This is a genomic window from Variovorax multivorans, assembly GCF_051216835.1.
GTDB lineage: Bacteria > Pseudomonadota > Gammaproteobacteria > Burkholderiales > Burkholderiaceae_C > Variovorax.
The window spans coordinates 120,768-137,952 of the sequence record NZ_JBPJZL010000015.1; the positions used below are offsets into that span (position 1 = coordinate 120,768).

Annotated in this window: 18 protein-coding genes; 6 read left to right on the forward strand and 12 right to left on the reverse strand. The window is 67.3% G+C overall.

The window, feature by feature from the left end; translation table 11 throughout:
• Positions 1-2 precede the first annotated feature (2 nt).
• Complete coding sequence (locus ACSFCA_RS30335) at positions 3-1,133, reverse strand: Re/Si-specific NAD(P)(+) transhydrogenase subunit alpha (protein ID WP_435462079.1); 1,131 nt, start codon at positions 1,131-1,133, stop codon at positions 3-5.
• Between the two features lie 441 nt (positions 1,134-1,574).
• Between ACSFCA_RS30335 and ACSFCA_RS30340 the strand changes: the two genes are divergently transcribed.
• The 3 genes from ACSFCA_RS30340 to ACSFCA_RS30350 all read left to right on the forward strand — a co-directional run bounded on the left by ACSFCA_RS30340 (position 1,575) and on the right by ACSFCA_RS30350 (position 3,311).
• Positions 1,575-2,288: a response regulator transcription factor gene (locus tag ACSFCA_RS30340; protein WP_258351624.1), complete on the forward strand. Its 714-nt coding sequence runs from the start codon at positions 1,575-1,577 to the stop codon at positions 2,286-2,288.
• 76 nt (positions 2,289-2,364) lie between these two features.
• Positions 2,365-2,799, forward strand: a complete 435-nt coding sequence (locus ACSFCA_RS30345; protein WP_435462080.1) for a DUF4019 domain-containing protein — start codon at positions 2,365-2,367, stop codon at positions 2,797-2,799.
• A gap of 23 nt (positions 2,800-2,822) precedes the next feature.
• The gene (locus tag ACSFCA_RS30350; RefSeq protein WP_435462081.1) at positions 2,823-3,311 is read left to right on the forward strand and encodes an NUDIX hydrolase; all 489 of its coding nucleotides are present in this window, start codon (positions 2,823-2,825) and stop codon (positions 3,309-3,311) included.
• An 8-nt stretch (positions 3,312-3,319) separates the two neighbouring features.
• Here ACSFCA_RS30350 and mnmA read toward each other — a convergent pair whose 3' ends face one another.
• The gene (gene mnmA, locus ACSFCA_RS30355) at positions 3,320-4,426 is read right to left on the reverse strand and encodes a tRNA 2-thiouridine(34) synthase MnmA (protein ID WP_435462082.1); all 1,107 of its coding nucleotides are present in this window, start codon (positions 4,424-4,426) and stop codon (positions 3,320-3,322) included.
• Between the two features lie 184 nt (positions 4,427-4,610).
• Between mnmA and ACSFCA_RS30360 the strand changes: the two genes are divergently transcribed.
• A complete protein-coding gene (locus ACSFCA_RS30360; RefSeq protein WP_435462083.1) occupies positions 4,611-6,338 on the forward strand; it encodes a long-chain-fatty-acid--CoA ligase in 1,728 nt (575 codons plus the stop codon).
• A gap of 3 nt (positions 6,339-6,341) precedes the next feature.
• On the opposite strand, the gene ACSFCA_RS30365 is transcribed toward ACSFCA_RS30360, so the two are convergent.
• Genes ACSFCA_RS30365 through ACSFCA_RS30385 form a run of 5 tightly spaced genes read right to left on the reverse strand, consistent with a single transcriptional unit; the run spans position 6,342 to position 12,114 of the window.
• Positions 6,342-7,337, reverse strand: coding sequence for an LLM class flavin-dependent oxidoreductase (locus tag ACSFCA_RS30365; protein ID WP_435462084.1), 996 nt, complete (start codon positions 7,335-7,337; stop codon positions 6,342-6,344).
• A gap of 45 nt (positions 7,338-7,382) precedes the next feature.
• The gene (locus ACSFCA_RS30370) at positions 7,383-9,065 is read right to left on the reverse strand and encodes an FxLYD domain-containing protein (protein WP_435462085.1); all 1,683 of its coding nucleotides are present in this window, start codon (positions 9,063-9,065) and stop codon (positions 7,383-7,385) included.
• Positions 9,066-9,111: 46 nt separating this feature from the next.
• Positions 9,112-9,708 carry a hypothetical protein gene (locus ACSFCA_RS30375; protein ID WP_435462086.1) on the reverse strand — a complete coding sequence of 199 codons (597 nt, stop codon included), beginning with the start codon at positions 9,706-9,708 and terminating at the stop codon, positions 9,112-9,114.
• 13 nt (positions 9,709-9,721) lie between these two features.
• On the reverse strand, positions 9,722-11,512 hold the full coding sequence (locus tag ACSFCA_RS30380) for a VanW family protein (RefSeq protein WP_435462087.1): 1,791 nt from the start codon (positions 11,510-11,512) through the stop codon (positions 9,722-9,724).
• Entirely contained in the window at positions 11,509-12,114 is a 606-nt protein-coding gene (locus tag ACSFCA_RS30385) for a DUF6891 domain-containing protein (protein WP_435462088.1), read from the reverse strand. The genes ACSFCA_RS30380 and ACSFCA_RS30385 overlap by 4 nt, the downstream gene beginning before the upstream one ends.
• 279 nt (positions 12,115-12,393) lie before the next feature.
• Between ACSFCA_RS30385 and ACSFCA_RS30390 the strand changes: the two genes are divergently transcribed.
• Complete coding sequence (locus ACSFCA_RS30390; protein ID WP_258351634.1) at positions 12,394-13,086, forward strand: hypothetical protein; 693 nt, start codon at positions 12,394-12,396, stop codon at positions 13,084-13,086.
• A gap of 85 nt (positions 13,087-13,171) precedes the next feature.
• On the opposite strand, the gene ACSFCA_RS30395 is transcribed toward ACSFCA_RS30390, so the two are convergent.
• Complete coding sequence (locus ACSFCA_RS30395; RefSeq protein ID WP_258351635.1) at positions 13,172-13,552, reverse strand: helicase SNF2; 381 nt, start codon at positions 13,550-13,552, stop codon at positions 13,172-13,174.
• A 255-nt stretch (positions 13,553-13,807) separates the two neighbouring features.
• Here ACSFCA_RS30395 and ACSFCA_RS30400 point away from each other — a divergent pair, with 255 nt between their 5' ends.
• Positions 13,808-14,284, forward strand: a complete 477-nt coding sequence (locus ACSFCA_RS30400) for a DUF6314 family protein (RefSeq protein WP_435462089.1) — start codon at positions 13,808-13,810, stop codon at positions 14,282-14,284.
• Between the two features lies 1 nt (position 14,285).
• Here the strand turns inward: ACSFCA_RS30400 and ACSFCA_RS30405 are convergent, their stop codons facing one another.
• The 4 genes from ACSFCA_RS30405 to ACSFCA_RS30420 are packed head-to-tail and all read right to left on the reverse strand — an operon-like array spanning position 14,286 to position 17,122.
• Positions 14,286-14,879: a biotin transporter BioY gene (locus tag ACSFCA_RS30405; protein WP_435462090.1), complete on the reverse strand. Its 594-nt coding sequence runs from the start codon at positions 14,877-14,879 to the stop codon at positions 14,286-14,288.
• A 31-nt stretch (positions 14,880-14,910) separates the two neighbouring features.
• Positions 14,911-15,504, reverse strand: coding sequence for an energy-coupling factor transporter transmembrane component T family protein (locus ACSFCA_RS30410; RefSeq protein ID WP_435462091.1), 594 nt, complete (start codon positions 15,502-15,504; stop codon positions 14,911-14,913).
• Positions 15,497-16,243, reverse strand: coding sequence for an energy-coupling factor ABC transporter ATP-binding protein (locus ACSFCA_RS30415; RefSeq protein ID WP_435462092.1), 747 nt, complete (start codon positions 16,241-16,243; stop codon positions 15,497-15,499). The genes ACSFCA_RS30410 and ACSFCA_RS30415 overlap by 8 nt, the downstream gene beginning before the upstream one ends.
• 42 nt (positions 16,244-16,285) lie before the next feature.
• On the reverse strand, positions 16,286-17,122 hold the full coding sequence (locus ACSFCA_RS30420; RefSeq protein WP_435462093.1) for an isocitrate lyase/PEP mutase family protein: 837 nt from the start codon (positions 17,120-17,122) through the stop codon (positions 16,286-16,288).
• Positions 17,123-17,185 lie beyond the last annotated feature (63 nt).

A 17,185-nucleotide genomic window follows, 5' to 3' on the forward strand; every position in this document is an offset into this window, starting at 1 on the left:
CGTTATTTCTTCGTGACCTGGCCGTCTTGCGTGACGCGGCAGGCGGCGACGATGTCGTCCTCGAGGTCGATCTTCAGCGCGCCCTCCTTGGTGACGATGAGCTTGAGAAAGTCGAGCACGTTGCGCGCGTAGAGCGCCGAGGCATCGGCCGCCACGAGCGCCGCGAGGTTGGTTTCACCGACGATGGTCACGCCGTGCTTCACCACCGTCCTGTCTGCTTCCGACAGCGGGCAGTTGCCGCCCACGCCGCCCGCGCCCTTGCCTGCGGCGATGTCGACGATGACGGAACCCGGCTTCATCGACTTGACCATGTCCTCGGTGATGAGGGTCGGCGCGGCACGGCCCGGAATGAGGGCGGTGCTGATGACGATGTCGGCCAGCGCCACGCGCTTGGCGACTTCGACCTGCTGGCGCGCGAGCCAGCTCGCAGGCATCGGCTTGGCATAGCCGCCGACGCCGACCGCGGCTTCTTTTTCTTCATCGGTGTCGTAGGACACTTCGATGAACTTGCCGCCGAGCGATTCGATCTGCTCCTTGACGCTGGGGCGCACGTCGGACGCCTCGATGACGGCACCCAGGCGCTTGGCCGTGGCAATGGCCTGCAGGCCCGCCACGCCCACGCCGAGGATGACGACGCGCGCGGCCTTCACCGTGCCGGCCGCCGTCATGAGCATCGGAAAGAAGCGCTGGTACTTGTCGGCCGCGATCATCACGGCCTTGTAGCCGGCGATGTTGGCCTGCGACGAGAGCACGTCCATGCTCTGGGCGCGGGTGGTGCGCGGCGCGGCTTCGAGCGCGAAGCCGACGACGCCGGCAGCCGCCAGGCGCTGAAGGCCGGCTGCGTCGAAGGGGTTGAGCATGCCGATGACGACGGCACCGGACTTCAGCAGCGCGGCCTCGGCATCGGTGGGCGTGCGCACCTTGAGCACCATGTCGGCGGAGAAGGCCCCGGCCTGGTCGGTGATCTCGGCGCCTGCGGCCTGGTACGCGGCATCGGTGACGCTGGCTGCAACGCCGGCCCCCGACTGCACCCGTATGGAGTGCCCTGAAGCGACCAGTTTTTTCACCGTCTCAGGTGTAACAGCCACGCGGGTTTCGCCAGCCAGTGTCTCGGCGGGCACGCCTATCAGCATAGAGATCTCCTCAGAGCAAGGGGGCACAGGGAATGCGGGCAGAGCTTACAGCAAGATTACAGCCGCCCGCCGTCGCCAAAACGCTCTGTGGTTTTGACCCCAAAGTGCCGATGAATGCTGCCGGCATTGCTATTCAATTGATAGCAGATTCGGGTATTCGATAGCCGCCTCGCGCAGACCGCAGCACGTGTTCGACCTCGCGCCGGCCGAACTCCAGGCGGTTTGTCCAGCGAGAAATTGCCGATGGCCACCAATAACGCCCTCCATTCAAGATCTCGATTTGTATTCAACTGCCGTTAACTTCGTTAACAAGTGAACTGAAAACCACGATTTGCGTGCATTAGTTGCAATTCAAAAACTTTACGTTAGTCGCAGATAGATACACTTCAGCCCAATCGCCAGTTCGCAGAGACTGACGAAGGGGAGGAAGAAGGGGATGGAATGCGAATCGCGGTACTCAATGACGGTGTAGATCAATTCAAGCGAATCAATCGAACCATGGCGGCACTCGAACACGAGTGCCATCCCTACACGGAAGGAAAAGCGCTGTTGCAGGCAATGCGCCGGCAGACCTTCGACCTGCTGATACTCGACTGGAACCTGTCCGACATGGAGGGCCCAGACGTGGTGAGGTCCATCCGTCACGAACTCAACAGCCGGCTTCCCATTCTTTTCGTGACCGACAAGCGTGACGAGGCGGACATGGTCGAAGGCCTCAACGCGGGCGCGGACGACTTCATGGTCAAGCCCACCCGTGCCGGCGAACTCGAAGCGCGTGTGAACGCGCTGCTGCGCCGGTCCTACCCGGCCCAGCACGAGATGGAACTGGTCTTCGGCCCTTACCACTTCTATCCGCCCTCGCGCGTTCTGAAAGTTCGCGGCGTGCAGGTAGAGCTGAAGAACCGGGAGTACGAGCTCGCGCTGTTCCTGTTCCAGAACGTCGGGCGACTGCTTTCGCGGGAGCACCTGCACGAGGCCGTCTGGGGCCTTGGCATCGAGGCGCTGTCGCGCTCGCTCGACACCCATGTCTCGCGCCTGCGAACCAAGCTCGACCTGCGCCCCGCAAACGGCTTCCTGCTGCTGGCCATCTACGGCCTGGGCTATCGGCTGGAAACAATCGAAGCCGATGCCTTGTCCGGCATCGGTGCGCGCTGAGCCGGGAATCTCCGGCACGCTACAGTCTCCAACGGCACCCCGCCGTCATGTGCTTGCGCCACAAGGAATGAGACGAATGAATCCGATGATCCGGTTGCTGCTCGCCACCACGTTGTTCTGGAGCTGGCTCAGCCCGGCCGCTGCGCAGGAGGTCGAAGCCAGCGACATGGTGCGCGGCGGCATGCTGGCGATTCAGATGATCGACCAGGGCAAGGCCGGCGAACTGTGGGACGGCGCCACCCCGGCCACCCGCAAGCGCGTGACGCGCGCCGACTTCACCGGCCAGGTCGCCAGGAGCCGCGCCCCAATTGGTGCACCGCAAATGCGCACCTGGGTGGCGGTCAATCGCCAGGTCGTGGCCGACCCCGACAGCGAGACGGCCGGACAGTACGTCAGCGTCGAATACGAGACCCGCTTCGCGAACAAGCCCGACGGCACGCTGCGCGAACTCGTGAGCTTTCACCTCGACAGCGACCGCGTCTGGCGCTTCAGTGGCTACGTGCTGAAATAAGCGCCCAAAACACGGCAAATCCCATGGCAAGCCAGCGCTGGAAACCCAACGTCACCGTGGCCGCGGTAATCGAGCGCGATGGGCGCTTCCTGCTGGTCGAGGAGCAGACCAGCGACGGCCTGCGGCTCAACACGCCCGCCGGGCACCTTGATCCCGGCGAATCCCCGGCCGAGGGATGCGCACGCGAGACTCTCGAAGAAACCGCCCATCATTTCACGCCAACAGCGCTCATCGGCGTCTATATGGCGCGTTCCCGGCCACTGGCCGAGCGCGGCGAAGACACCACCTACATGCGCTTCGCCTTCATGGGCACCCTGGGCGCGTTCGAAGAAGGCCGACCGCTCGACGATGGCATCGTGCGCACCATCTGGATGACAGCGGACGAAATCCGCGCCAGCGTGGCGCGGCATCGCAGCCCGCTGCTGCTGCAGTGCATCGAAGACCACCTGGCCGGCAAGCGCCACCCGCTGGACCTGATCCACGTCGACGAATCGGTGCGATCAGCGCCCTGAACAATCAATCAGACGATGACGCCGCCGCCAAGGCAGCGTTCGCCGTCATAGAGCACGGCCGATTGCCCCGGCGTCACGGCCCATTGCGGCTCGCCGAAACGCAAGCCGAACGCGGCAACATTCGCGCCTTCGTCCCCCGCATCCATCTCGCAGGCCGCATCGGCCTGCCGGTAGCGCGCCTTCGAGCCATAACCGCCCGGCACCGGCGCCTCGCCAGAAACCCAGCTCGCATCGTCCGCCTTCAGCACCGACGACAGCAGCCACGGATGGTCGTGCCCCTGCACCACCCAGAGCGTGTTCTTCTCGACGTCCTTGCGCGCCACGAACCACGGCAAGTGGTCGCCCGAGCCGCGCTGCGCGCCCTTCTCCTTCACGCCGCCAATGCCCAGCCCTTGCCGCTGCCCCAGCGTGTAGAAGCTCAGCCCCTGGTGCTCGCCCAGCTTGCGGCCGCGGTCGTCCTTGATCGGGCCCGGCTCCTTGGAGATGTAGCGGTTGAGGAAATCGCGGAACGGCCGCTCGCCGATGAAGCAGATGCCGGTCGAGTCCTTCTTCTTCGCGTTGGGCAGGCCGATTTCCTCCGCGATGCGGCGCACCTCGGTCTTGTGCAGCTCGCCAACCGGGAACAGCGTCTTCGACAGCTGTGCCTGATTCAGGCGGTGCAGGAAGTAGCTCTGGTCCTTCGACGGGTCGAGCCCCTTCAGCAGTTCGTGCTTGCCGGTGGCCTCGTTCAGGCGCACGCGCGCGTAGTGCCCGGTGGCGATCTTCTCTGCGCCCAATCGCATGGCGTGGTCGAGAAAAGCCTTGAACTTGATTTCGGCGTTGCACAGCACGTCGGGGTTCGGCGTGCGGCCGGCCTTGTATTCGCGCAGGAACTCGGCGAACACGCGGTCCTTGTAGTCGGCCGCGAAGTTGACGTGCTCGATCTCGATGCCCAGCACGTCGGCCACGCTGGCGGCATCCACGAAGTCGATGTTCGACGAGCAGTATTCGCTGTCGTCTTCCCAGTTCTTCATGAAGATGCCGACCACCTCGTGCCCCTGCTGCTTGAGCAGGTGCGCCGTGACCGCGGAGTCCACTCCGCCGCTCAGTCCCACCACGATCCGTTGCTTTGCCATAAGCCCGCCATTGTCCCAGCCCGGCGGTAGGGGCTTCCGGCGTGTGGGAAATCGGGAAAACCCCTGTCGCCGGCTTGTCAGGCCCAGGTCCACAGCGCAAAGGCCCGGCGCTACAGTGCCGCTGAAGAAGGCGGCGCAGACCCGCCACGCGATTTGCAACAACAGCACAGCGGAGACAAGACGCATGGCCACCCCCTCCCCAGCCGCCCTTTCCGGCGACAACACCCCCTGGACACGCGCCTACCCGCCGGGCATGCGCTGGGACGCTGAACTGCCCGTGAAGCCGGTGCAGCAGATGCTCGACGAGGCTGTCGAGCGCTGGCCCGACAACTCCGCCGTCGAGTTCATGGGCCAGGCCATCACCTACCGCCAGCTCGGCGCCGCAGTCGACCATGCCGCCAAGGGCCTGCAGGACCTGGGCGTGAAGCCTGGCGTGCACGTCGGCCTCTACCTGCCCAACACGCCTCACTACCCGATCGCCTTCTTCGCTGTGCTCAAGGCCGGCGGCACGGTGGTGAACTACTCGCCACTCGACGCCGAGCGCGTGCTGGCCCACAAGATCGAGGACAGCCGCACCGACATCCTCATCACGCTCGACCTCGTCAACCTGTACCCGCAGATGGCGCGCCTGCTCGACAACTCGCGCCTGCAAAAGCTGGTGGTCGGCAGCCTCGGCGACTACGGCGCCATGGGCGACAAGGTGCAGGCCCAGTTGCAGGGCGCCGGCCAGATCGCCCCCGTGCCCACCGACGAGCGGCATGTGCGCTTCACCGAGCTGCTGAAAAGCGAAGGCAGGCACAAAACCCACCCGCTTGGCGACCTTGCCGAAGAAATCGTGGTGCTGCAGTACACCGGCGGCACCACCGGCCTGCCCAAGGGCGCGATGCTCACGCACGCCAACCTCACGTCGGCCTCGGCGCAGTACTACGAATCGACCAAGGGCGATCCGCCCATCCTGGCCGAAGGGGCAGAACGCTTCCTGGTCGTGCTGCCGCTCTTTCACATCTTCGCGCTCAGCGCCGCGATGCTGCTCGGCGTGCGCCTGGGTGCAGCGCTGGTGCTGCACACGCGCTTCGATGTCGACGCGGTGATGAACGAGCTCGCGGCCAGCAAGATCAGCGTGTTCCCCGGCGTGCCAACGATGTACACCGCGATCCTCTCGCACCCCAAGGCCAAGGAGATGGACCTGCGCTCGCTCAAGTTCTGCGGATCGGGCGGCGCGCCGCTGCCAGTGGAGGTGGAGCAGCGCTTCTTCGAACTCACCGGCTGCCACCTCAACGAAGGCTGGGGCATGACCGAGACCTCGCCCGTGGGCACCTTCACGCCCGCGCGCGGCGTGCGCAAGGCGGGCTCGTGCGGCATGCCGCTGCCGCAGGTGCGCATCAAGCTCGTGAGCCTGGACGATCCGGCGAAGGACGTCACCGCGTTCGGCGAGCCGGGCGAGCTGTGCATCAAGGGCCCGAACGTGATGAAGGGCTACTGGAACAACCCGAAGGCAACCGCCGAGTCGATGACGGCCGACGGCTACTTCCGCAGCGGCGACGTCGCGAAGATGGACGCCGACGGCTACTTCTACATCGTCGACCGCACCAAGGACATGCTGCTGTGCGGCGGCTACAACGTCTATCCGCGCGTGCTGGAAGAGGCGGTGTACGAGCACCCTTCGGTGGCCGAGGTCTGCGTGATCGGCATACCAGACGAGTACCGCGGCCAGTCGCCCAAGGCCTTCGTGAAGCTGAAGGAAGGCGCGAGCGAACTGACGCTCGATGCGCTCAAGGCCTTCCTGAAGGACCGCCTGGGCAAGCACGAGATGATCGGCGCGCTGGAGATCCGGCCGGAGCTGCCCAAGACCGCCGTGGGCAAGCTCTCGAAGAAAGACCTCGTGGACGAGGAAGCCCGCAAGCGGGCCTGAGCTTTACTGCTTCGGCGTCTGTCCGAACGCGCCGGCCAGCAGCTCATAAGAGCGCAGCCGGGCAGCGTGGTCGAACACCTGCGAGGTGATCATGAGTTCGTCAGCGCCGGTGCGCGCGACGAACGCTTCCACGCCCTTCTTCACCGTCTCGACCGACCCCACCGCGGAGCACGAGAGCACCGAGTCGAGCAGCGCGTTCTCCGCGGGCCCGACCTTCTGACGATAGTTTTCCACCGGCGGCGGCAGGCGCCCCGGCCGGCCGCTGCGCAGGTTCACGAAGGCCTGCTGCCACGAGGTGGCGCGGAACTCGGCCTCTTCATCGGTGTCGGCCGCGAACACATTGAAGCCCAGCATCACATACGGCTTCTGCAGCTGTGCCGACGGCTTGAAGGTCTCGCGATAGATCTGGATGGCCTGCATGATCTGCTGCGGCGCGAAGTGCGAGGCAAAGGCATAGGGCAGCCCCAGGTGCGCCGCCAGCTGCGCGCCGAAGGTGCTGGAGCCGAGGATCCACACCGGCACTTCGAGCCCCGCGCCGGGCACGGCTCGCACCGGCTGCTGCGGCGTCTTCGACATGAAGTCCATCAGCTCGATCACGTCCTGCGGAAACTGGTCCGCGTCCGATTCGAGGTTGCGCCGCAAGGCCCGCGCGGTGCGCTGATCGGAGCCGGGCGCGCGCCCCAGGCCGAGATCGATGCGCCCCGGGTACAGCGACTCCAGCGTGCCGAACTGCTCGGCAATCACCAGCGGCGAATGGTTCGGCAGCATCACGCCGCCTGCACCGATGCGGATGGTGGAAGTGCCCGCCCCCACATGCGACAGCAGCACGGCAGTGGCCGCGCTCGCAATGCCCGGCATGCCGTGGTGCTCGGCCAGCCAGTAGCGCGTGTAGCCCAGCTTCTCGCCATGCTGCGCCAGCGAGAGCGAGTTGCGGAACGACTGCGCGGCGTCGCTGCCCTCGGTGATCGGGGAAAGGTCGAGGATCGATAACGGAATCATGGGCGCGATCATGGCGCGAACCGCCCAACGCCGTCGCCCGAGGGGCTATTCGGTTTGGTATAGCGTCGTCACGCTCGCGAAGTCGCGGCCGTTCTGCTCCACGTTCACCTGGAACGGCACGCTCTCGCCCGGCGCGATGGCCGGCAGGTTCTCCACCAGCTTGAAGCCCGTGAGCTGCCCGTTGCGGTCGCGCAGGCTGACCCACAGCCGCACCTTGCCAACGATACCCGTGCCCGGGTTCTTCACGCTGCCCGTGACTTCCACGCTCTTGTAGGTGAAGCGCTGGCTGAAGTTGAGCAGCACGCTGCCGGTCTCGGCCTTGGTGCCCGTCACCTTCACTTCCAGCGGCTTGCGCGGGCCCGGCAATGCCGCGCGGCGCATCGGCTTCCATTCGATGCGGGTCGCGGTGATGCGCTCCATGTCCTCGGGCTCGAGGAAGATCGGAAAGCGCTCGCCCGGATAGAGGTACGCCAGCCCCGCGATGTTGGTCGTGCCATGCGCCTTGCTGCCACTGAAGCGGGAGATCACGCCGCCCGGCGCGAGCACCACTGCATCGGCGCTGCGGTTCACCAGTTCGCCCAGGAACAACCGCTGCTGGATGTTGTTGCGCCCGTCTACCAGCGGCAGCAGTTCGAGCTGCTTGTCGTCGAAGCGCTCGCTGTCGTCGGCCAGCAGGTCGTCAGTGCCCAGGCGCAGTTCGGGGTTGAAGGCCTCGGGGCCGCCCGCCGTGCGGATCACGCGGTCGGCGTTCAGCACCGGCGTGCGCGTACCCGAAGACTCGACCGTGCTGTAGCCGATGCGGTAGTCCCATGCCGCGATGGCCGTCGCGCGGCCGAAGCGCGCGATGCTCACATCCATCGAGGTCCGCGTGCCCGGCTGGATCTCGTTGGCCTGCCCGTAGCCATGGCCGAAGCCGATCACCTGCCCCGCATCGTCGTACAGCGTGACCAGCACCTCGAAACCGCCGAGCACGGTGGCGTCCTTGCGGTCGTTGGCGATGCGGCCCACCAGCCGCACGCGCTCGCCCTGCTGGATGAGCCGCACGCGCGAGAAGGCCATGCGCGGCCCCTGCACCGCGCTGTAGGGCTCGGCGAGCTTCTGCACGCGCAGCTCCTGCCGCGTGACGTTCTTGCCGCTGGGCATGTCGATCAGCACGGGCGCGCTCTCGCCGGGCTCCAGCACGGACACCGGCAGCATCTCGCTGCGCTCGTCGAGCTTGCTGTCGCCGTCGTAGTACGTGGCGCGAATGCCCGCGCGCGACAACGACTTGCCGGTTTCGTTGCGCGCCACCACCAGCAGCTTGGGCATGGCCGAACTACCGCTGCCCACCAGCACCTGGTGCGGCTCGTTGAGCTTCAGGCCATCGACGGAAATGGTGCGGTCGACCGCAGCGGCCACCACGGAGCGCGGCGCGCCGGACGCGGCATCGCGGGAGTCGAAGAGAAACAGCCCGACCACGCGAAAAACCAGCACCACGCCCAGCAGGATGGCTATGGCTATGCCGACCTTGCGCAGCACCAGCTTCTGCCTCAGCGCCTCTTCGGCCGCGAGCTGGCGGCCCGCTTCGCTCTTCACCTGGTTGAGCACGCGCTCCAGCCGGTCGGACACGTTGTCTTCCACCAGCGTGACCGAGCCGCAGTGGTCGCAGGTGTATTCGTTGAGGCCGGTGCGCTTGAGCACGCTGCTGCCGCATTCGCCGCACTTGAGCGTCTGGAGGTCGATGGTCATTGAAGTGCTGCTCCCGTGTTGTTTTTACCTGCGACGCGCCAGCGGACTACCAGTCGAACAGGTCCGCGATGTCGCCGGCCTCGCTGGCGCCGATCAGCGGCGTGAGCCGCTCGATCAGGCGCGCGCGGTGCACCGGGTTGACGGAACAGTCGTCCATGAAGATGTCGTCGCCCGCCTCGTCCCAGACCTGGCCGATGGTGCCGAGGCACGCGGCCATCTCGAGGATGTCGGCAAAGATCGGTGCATCGTCTTTCCACGCACCCGCGCCGTGCCGGGCGAACTGTATCGCGCCCGTGTTCAGGTCGAAGATGAAGGGGTCCGCGCCCTGGTCGGCCACCACCAGCCAGTGATCGGGCCATTCGGCAATGCGCTCGCCAGTGATGCCGTGCCAGCGGTAGCCGGCCTGCAGTTCCCACAGGCGCGCGAGCGTCGGAATGCTGAAGGGGTTGCCAGCGGTCGGCACCGTGAGGCCCGCATGGCCCACGCGGTCGTTGATCCACTCGCCGAGCGGGCCGACCTGTGCGTAGAAGGTTTCGATGGCGGCCGGCAGCGGGATCTCTCCGCGCCAATGCTCGGCAACAGATTGCGGCGCCAGCGCACCATGGGGAGCCAGCGCCGCGCGGGCCTGTTCGATCGATGCCATCTGTCCTCTCCGTTCAAGGGATGCAAGCGGCCTGCAATGCGGCGCGCAGGGCCTCGACGTCGCCCGGTGCTACCTCGCGCACGCCGGTCAAGCCTGCGAGGCCGCATGCGGTCGAGGCCACCACGGGTACGCCGGCAGCCACAGCGCGCAGCACCGCGCGCGGTGCGTGCTCGACGTGCGCAGGCAGCACGACGACGCTGGCACCAGCCAACCAGTCGCCTTGCCAGTTCATGTGTTCGATGTGCGCGATGCCACGCCAGAGTTGGGCGTCATCCGAAGGCGAACCAAGCACGCGCAGCCGGTACGGCCAGCCTTGCAGTGCCGCGGCGAGTTCGCGCGCGCCCTTGCGTGCCAGTGCGCTTGCGGCGAACACGACGAGCGGCGGGCCCTTGCGTTCGACGGCCACGGCTTTGATCGGGGGCAGCATCCAGTCGAGCCGCGTCAATGCTGCTTGCGGCGCCGCCTTCGCGAGCTGCCGGGCGACATCTGCATGCGGCGTGACCACGGCCTTCGCACGGGCAAGCGCCAGCGCCTCGGCGCGCACCAGCGACGGATCGGCACGGAAGTCGCGCAGCGTCGCGTCGCCGGGCCAGCGCTGGGCCGCAGCATCGAGCCGCTGTTCGATTTCGGCCATCGGCAGCGCGCTGGCCAGCACGGTGATGCGGCGCCCGTCGAGCGCACCGATGCGCTGCAGGTGCGGCAGCAGTGCCTGCTCGACCACCAGCTCCGTGTGCTCCGGCGTCAGGCGGCTTGCCAGGGCGTGCGCGAGCCAGCGCTGGCCGTCGATCAGGCTCGCCTGCCGCCGGCCTGCATGCCGCACCCAGAGCCGCTGCCACAGCGCGCGGCGCAGGCTCACGGCCCACAGTGTCTGCGCGGGTACTGCCGTCTCACGGTGCCAGCCCGTCTCGGGCAGACGCCAGAACGCAAGCCGCAGCGGCGCCGGCTGCAGGCGCTGCGCGTCCGGATGTTTCTCGCGCAGGTAGCGGGCGAACTCCGGCGTCCAGCCATCGACCAGCACCGCCGCGCGGCCCTTGGGTCCGACGGCGACCTGGGGACGATGGCGAAAGCACGTGGTCTGTTCGCAGCTCAGGCAACCGCGCGCCGATGGCAATGCTGTGCCCGCGTCGTCATCTGTTCGGCGCAGCACGACTGGCGCAGCCAGTGCCGCCAGCGGAGAACGCGCACGGATGCGCAGCACCAGTTCGCTGTCGGTCAGTTCCACTTCGAGCCGCCACGCATGCCTGGCGCGCAGCTTGAGATCGACGTAGTTCCAGAACACCGTCGCATCGACCGCGTCGCCGTCGGCCGCGCCGGCCTGCTCGATGCGCGCCGTGTGCCCATGGCGCTCGACCAGTTCGAAGCCAGCGCGCACCGCCACGGTGGCGAGCGCGTTCGACAGCTGGCAGAGCCCGCCAGCCAGCGTCGGCACCACGCAGCCGCCGCGCAACTCGCGGCCCTGCACGAAGCCGCGCCATGCGCCCGGCCGCCCCAGCTGGCGCCAGAAGCTCAGCACTTCGCCGGCCGGCACCTCGATGGCATCGAAGGCGCGCCGCGCCACGCGCAGGTTCTGCACTTTGCCGGCCACGAGCGGAAATTCTTCGGCGCGGCCGTCGGACCACAAAGGGGTTCGGTATTGCGCGAGCACCGGCGCACCAGCCAGTGCGTTGTCGCCGCCATGCCATCGCCGGGCCGAAGGCCGCAGCGTCTCGCGCAGCGCATGGGCCGTGGCCAGCAGCCGCGAGCGCAGCCAGAAGTCGATCGCGTCGATGCGGCGCGGCGGCTGCCAGGCCTGTTGCACGCTCACGCGGAGGGGCCGCGCTTGCGCCATTGGCCGAGGTCGGCTTCGATGCGCTGGTCGATGTTGCCGCTCCATTGCACGCTGAAGCCGGCCGCGCGCAGCAGCTCGACGATACGGTGGCCCACCACCACGGTGTTGGCTTCGCGCTGCTCGATCTCGGGGATCATGCCGCCGCTGAAGGCCAGGTGCAGGCGGCCGGTGCGCACCGCCGCGTCGAGGTCTTGCGCGTGATAGAAGCAGCAGCCGCGAATGCCCGAGTCCATGCGACCCGCGGCCCGCCAGTGCTCGCGCACGTCGTCGTGGCCATCGGCCAGCGTGTTGCCTGCGCGGTGCAGCGCAATGATCTTTTCGCTGCGCAGCTGCGCGAACACGGCTTCGAGCCGGTCGTATTCGGTCTGCGCGGGCCACCCGGCCTCGGCCGCGCGCTTGGCGGCACAGGCACTTGCGGCCTCGGCCTTGACCCAGGCCCGGTCTTCGGCGGTGATCTCATCGGGATCGAGATACTCGTCGGTGATCAGCCATTCGACATCGGCGTCGGGATAAAAGCCGCTCCACACCAGGTCGTGGATGCGTCCGCGCGTGTCTTCGGGGTCGAGAGTAAGGGCCATGCGTGTTGGGTTGCCGCCTCGGCTGCAACGGGATCATGCTTTCTTTTTTCCTGACGGAAGCGTGCTCGTATTTTCACCCGGCCGCACCACGATGACGCACTAATGCGAAAGCATGAAGTCTTGCGGCCACCCCTTCCGCGCCGCGCAATCATGAAGGATGCGCCGTGGCAAGGCAATGCGCCTTTTGGCGAAGGCGGCTCTGCCACTTGGCCGGGAGCCGCACCGGCGTAGTGCTGCCTGCCTGCATGCTGCGCGACTGGCTATGCTCGGCGGCTCTTCATGCTGCAGCGCCATTCCTCCATTGACCCGATCGCCCAGCCGGACGATGAAAGGCTGCCCACCGAATGGACCTCGCGCGCCCTGCAGGCCACGGAGCGCGCGCCGAAGTCGGTCGCGGACTGGGCCGCATGGCTGGTCGCGCTCGCGGTGCTGGTGTTCATGGCTGTCTTCGGCTTGCGGGCGATGACCTGGGCGCTGGCCGGTGGCTGGCAATGGCTCTGGCTGGCGGTGGGGCTGCCTTTCTTCGGGGTCTTCTCGGTGTCGGCGGTGCTGCTCGTCGTCACGAGGCTGCGCGAGCGCCGCCGGGTGCGCGTGGCGCTCGAAGACATGTCGCTGGAGCGAGGGGAAGGCTTTCGCATCGGCGAGCCGTTCGAACTGCGGCTGCGTGCGACGGTGCCCATTGCGCGGGAAGGCGAACGCACAGTGGCGCCGGAACACATCGCCATGCGGCTGATGCGGCGGTCTTTTCTTGATGCGCCCGATGGCACGCGGTCGCTGGTCAATGAGTGCTGCGATGAAGCCATCGCGTCCCGGGAGGATGCGAGGGCAGGAAGGCTGCTCTACGCCTGCGAACTTCGTGCAGGCTCCGGATACGGCGACACCGCTCAATGGTTCGTCGAACTGCACGACCCGACCGACGACGACAACGCGCCCTTCCTCATCGCCGCGCTGCGGCTGCTGCCCGCGCGCTGACTCGGCGCAGCAAGCCAGACGCAAAAAGGCCGGGCCATGCATCGCATGGCCCGGCCTTTTGTCTCAGACCCTGTGGGGAGACTGATTACAGCGGCAGTGCGTCACCACGAGCAGCGGCGCGGGCTGCGGCACGCACCGCAGCGCGGTCGACCGTGCTCGCCACGACCGGTGCGACACCAGCGGAAGCGCCTTCGGCGTACGGGTCAGCGCTGTGTGCAGCGGCAACTGCATCGGCGCGAACGGCGGCACGGCTGGTCGTCGAGACGATCACGCGAGCGGGGCCAGCGTCGGCGCCGGTGGCGTAGGGGTTGGCGCTGTGGGCTGCAACCACGGCCTGGCCGGCGACGTCGGCGCGGCTGGCGGCCGAGGTCACTTGGTGCACGCCTTCGTACGTTTCAGCATGGGCGGCGCCGGCAGCGGCCAACAGGGCGATGGAGATAGCGGAGAGGAGCTTCGAGGCGGTCATTTGGATGTCCTTTGTTCGTTCAGTTTTTTGCACTTGGATGATTTCGAACCGGTCTTGGGTGGGTCACCGTCCCTCCGGGGGCGGCCACCTCGCTCGGGGCCCTGTTCACCCAGATCGGCTTGGGGGCCGGTCTGTGAGATGAATTGTGCGCCGTTGTCTAAGTAAAAACCCTTAGAAAAAAGAACCACGGCGTTCACGAAGTGGAAACAATCAGCCGCTTCAAAGGGAGATCAGGGCTTGTCGTAGAGTCTTTGCATGAACGCGCCGGCCCCTGCCTTTCCACCCCTGTCCTTCTGGAGCACTGCGGACACCGTCTTCGACGGGCTGGTGGGTGCATGGGACCTGGAACGAACCATCGAGGGCCAGGCCTCCATGACCGGCACAGCCGTGTTCACGCTGCTCGAGACAGGGATGTTGAGGTACCGCGAAGAGGGCCGGATCCGTCTTGCCGACGGCAAGGAATTCGACGGCCACCGCGAATACCTCTTCGAACGCGCCCCGGGCGGCTTCGTGGTGCACTTTGCCGAGACCCCGCCGCGCCTGTTCCACGCCATCGGCATCGTGCGCGACGGCGACGCGCTCGCCGGTTCGGCCACGCACCTGTGCACGCCCGATACCTACGACAGCAGCTACCGCTTTCTGGCCGACGGCTCCTTCAACATCCGCCACACAGTCCACGGCCCGCGCAAGGACTACCTCTCGGCCACCGTCTTCAGGCGACGCGGCAAATAGCTCAGTCGCGGTCGAGCCGCCAGCCCGGCATGCCGCGCATCACCGTCTGCACGAGCATCGCGCAGATGCCGCACTTGATGAGATCGCCAGGAATGAACACCAGCATGGCCAGCGCGGCCTGCGTCAACGACATGTGGGCGATCAACGAAAGCCCGACGATGCCGAAGGCGTAGACCACGACGATCCCGCCGACTACCGACGACACAAAAGCCGCCACCAGCAGCCCCACGCCCGTGGCCCCAGCCATGCGGCGCACGGCAAGGCGCATCAGCAAGCCGCAGGCGAAGGCCCCGAACATCCAGCCGAACAGGAAGCCTCCGGCCGGCGCCACGAACACGCTCAGGCCGCCACGGCCACCGGGCAGCAGCGGCAGGCCCAGCGCCACCGCGAGCAGGAACAGCGCAATCGCCAGGAAGCCGCGGCGCGGCCCGAGCAGGCAGCCCGCCAGCATCACACCCAGCGACTGCAGCGTGATCGGCACGCCGAATGGCAGGTCGATCTTCGGGATCAGGCCGAACACCGCCATCAGCGCCGCGAACAGCGCGATGTACGACAGGGAGCGGGAAGAAGTGAGGGAGCCTGAAGTGGTGGTCATGGCAATCGCAATCGAGAAAAAGGAAAGAAGCTCAGCGCCCGAGCCGCGCGGCCAGCGCATCGGCCACGCGCTCCGCCGTCTGCAGCGTGCGGATGGTCAGCGGCGCCAGCAGCCGCAGGCCGCCGCCGTGGCCCGAACGCGCGCGGTAGGCATCGTCGAGGCGCTGCCACTGCACATAGAAATTTTCGGCGAAGCGCAGCATCAGGCCAAGGCCCAGCGCGATCCGCTCGGTCGGCACGCCAAGGCGCTGCAGCGGATGCAGCACCGCTTCGAGCACAGCCAGCAGGTCTTCGAAGCGCGTGGTCAGCGTGAGCATCAGCGCGAGCGTGGCCGCGCTGGCAAGGCGCAATGCGCTGGCCACGCCGAGCGGAGTCGTGCCCATCGCCCAGTGAAAGCCGACGATCAGCCCGCCAGCGATCGCCACGCCGACCAGCATGCGCACCCGGCGCCACGCGGGCGGCCCGAGCGAGGCGAAGATCAGCAGCACCACCGCACAGGCGATGGCCAGATGCACGGGCCGCTCGACCAGCACCAGCAGCGTGCCGCACACCGACAGCACTGCGAGCTTGACCCACGCCGCCATCGCATGCATCCACGTCGGCTGCTCCGAATACAGGCTACGCATGGCGGCCCCGCTCTGCCGCAGCGCGCTCGCGCACGTTCTCGGCATAGGCCTCGCACACTTCGCGGCCCGGCCCGTCGGCGCGCACCTTGCCTTGTTCGAGCCACAGCACGCGTTCGAAGTCGCAGACGTGCTCGAGCAGATGCGTGGACACGAGGATCTGGTGGTCGCTCGCGTCGAGCTGCGCGGCCAATCGCGCCTGGCTCAGCAGATCGAGGCTGGCAAAAGGCTCGTCGAGCAGCAGCGTGGCGGGCTCGCTGATCTGCAAGGCCAACAGGCACACCTGCTGGCGTTGCCCCTGGCTCAGCTCACCCACGGCGCGCCCGGCCCAGGCTTCGAGCCCGCGCTGCGCAAGAAAATCGCGCGCCTGCTGCCGCGCCGCCTGCCGCGTTTCGCCACGCGCAGTGAGGCTGAAGGCCAGCTCCTCGGCCACGGTCGGAAAGATGATCTGGTCGTCGGGGTTCTGGAACATCAGGCCCACGTGCTTCGACAACTGCCTGCGGTCGGCCTGCGTGTCGCAGCCATGCACGACCACGCGCCCCTGCTGCGGCTGATCGAGTCCGCTGATGAGGCGGAACAGGCTGCTCTTGCCGGCTCCGTTGTCGCCGATCAGGCCGATGCGCGTCTCCTGCAGGCTGAGCGTCAGCCCCTCGAAGACATGCTGGTTGCCGCGCACCAGCGTCACCGCCTCGAGGCGGATGCTGTGCGGGGAACTGGTTTCGGGCGGGGTCGGCTGCGGCAAGGGGCGCCCACTGTACCCGAACGCGCCCTGGATATGCGGGGCTCAGGCAGCGGCGGCAAAGAGCCCGTTGATCTCGCTCACCGACAGCATGCCCTCGCCCATCGTGCCGAAACGGCCATGCTCGAAAGCCTCCTTGGCGATGCGGTCTACCAGCCCCAGCGCCGACTGCAGCGGGCCGCAGCCCAGGCTGATGCGCCTTGCTCCGGCTTGCGCAAGGCCATCGGCCGACGGTGCGCCGGCATAGCCCGCGTACACGTTCAAGGGCACGCCCAGCGCACCGGAGAGCCGCCCGATTTCTTCCAGGCTGGACATGCCGGGCACGAAAATGCCGTCCGCACCCGCCGCCGCGTAGAGCTTCGCGCGGCGCAGCGCCTCTTCGAAGCGCGCCGCCGGGTCGTCCCAGGGCACGAAGTAGACATCGGTGCGCGCGTTGATGAAGAAGCGCGCATCGAGCTTGCGGATGGCGGCGATGCGCTCGCACATCACCTCGGGCGGCGCCAGCTCACGCGTGCCCGGTCGTGTGCCGTCCTCGATGTTGATGCCGGCCGCGCCCACGTCGAGCAACGCGCCCACCACGTCGCACACCGCCTGCGTGCTGTCGCCGAAGCCGCTTTCGATGTCGACGCTCACCGGCACGCCCGTCACGCGGCAGATGCGCACGCAGGCTGCGATCAGCTCGCTGACGGGCATGCGCTCGCCGTCCGCGTAGCCGAGCGACCAGGCCATACCCGCGCTGGTGGTGCCGATGGCCGTCGCGCCGGCGCGCTCGACGATGCGGGCGCTCGCGGCGTCCCACGCGTTCACGAGAACCAATGGATCAGGTCCGGCGTGCAGCCGGTGAAAGGCATCTGTCTTCTGTTGCGCGTCGCTGGATCGCATGTCTGGTCGTTCCAAAGGAGTTGAAGGATGACCGCAGCCTAGACGCAATGCGCCGCCGGGACT

Excerpts from the sequence above, each read along its gene's own strand:
- ACSFCA_RS30375 (WP_435462086.1), bottom strand. The coding sequence starts at position 9,708 with ATGGCATCGATCGAACAGGCCCGCGCGGCGCTGGCTCCCCATGGTGCG.
- ACSFCA_RS30345 (WP_435462080.1), top strand. The coding sequence starts at position 2,365 with ATGAATCCGATGATCCGGTTGCTGCTCGCCACCACGTTGTTCTGGAGC.
- ACSFCA_RS30395 (WP_258351635.1), bottom strand. The coding sequence starts at position 13,552 with ATGACCGCCTCGAAGCTCCTCTCCGCTATCTCCATCGCCCTGTTGGCC.
- ACSFCA_RS30365 (WP_435462084.1), bottom strand. The coding sequence starts at position 7,337 with ATGATTCCGTTATCGATCCTCGACCTTTCCCCGATCACCGAGGGCAGC.
- ACSFCA_RS30335 (WP_435462079.1), bottom strand. The coding sequence starts at position 1,133 with ATGCTGATAGGCGTGCCCGCCGAGACACTGGCTGGCGAAACCCGCGTG.
- ACSFCA_RS30360 (WP_435462083.1), top strand. The coding sequence starts at position 4,611 with ATGGCCACCCCCTCCCCAGCCGCCCTTTCCGGCGACAACACCCCCTGG.
- ACSFCA_RS30400 (WP_435462089.1), top strand. The coding sequence starts at position 13,808 with ATGAACGCGCCGGCCCCTGCCTTTCCACCCCTGTCCTTCTGGAGCACT.
- ACSFCA_RS30385 (WP_435462088.1), bottom strand. The coding sequence starts at position 12,114 with ATGGCCCTTACTCTCGACCCCGAAGACACGCGCGGACGCATCCACGAC.
- ACSFCA_RS30350 (WP_435462081.1), top strand. The coding sequence starts at position 2,823 with ATGGCAAGCCAGCGCTGGAAACCCAACGTCACCGTGGCCGCGGTAATC.
- mnmA (WP_435462082.1), bottom strand. The coding sequence starts at position 4,426 with ATGGCAAAGCAACGGATCGTGGTGGGACTGAGCGGCGGAGTGGACTCC.
- ACSFCA_RS30390 (WP_258351634.1), top strand. The coding sequence starts at position 12,394 with ATGCTGCAGCGCCATTCCTCCATTGACCCGATCGCCCAGCCGGACGAT.
- ACSFCA_RS30420 (WP_435462093.1), bottom strand. The coding sequence starts at position 17,122 with ATGCGATCCAGCGACGCGCAACAGAAGACAGATGCCTTTCACCGGCTG.
- ACSFCA_RS30405 (WP_435462090.1), bottom strand. The coding sequence starts at position 14,879 with ATGACCACCACTTCAGGCTCCCTCACTTCTTCCCGCTCCCTGTCGTAC.
- ACSFCA_RS30410 (WP_435462091.1), bottom strand. The coding sequence starts at position 15,504 with ATGCGTAGCCTGTATTCGGAGCAGCCGACGTGGATGCATGCGATGGCG.
- ACSFCA_RS30370 (WP_435462085.1), bottom strand. The coding sequence starts at position 9,065 with ATGACCATCGACCTCCAGACGCTCAAGTGCGGCGAATGCGGCAGCAGC.
- ACSFCA_RS30340 (WP_258351624.1), top strand. The coding sequence starts at position 1,575 with ATGCGAATCGCGGTACTCAATGACGGTGTAGATCAATTCAAGCGAATC.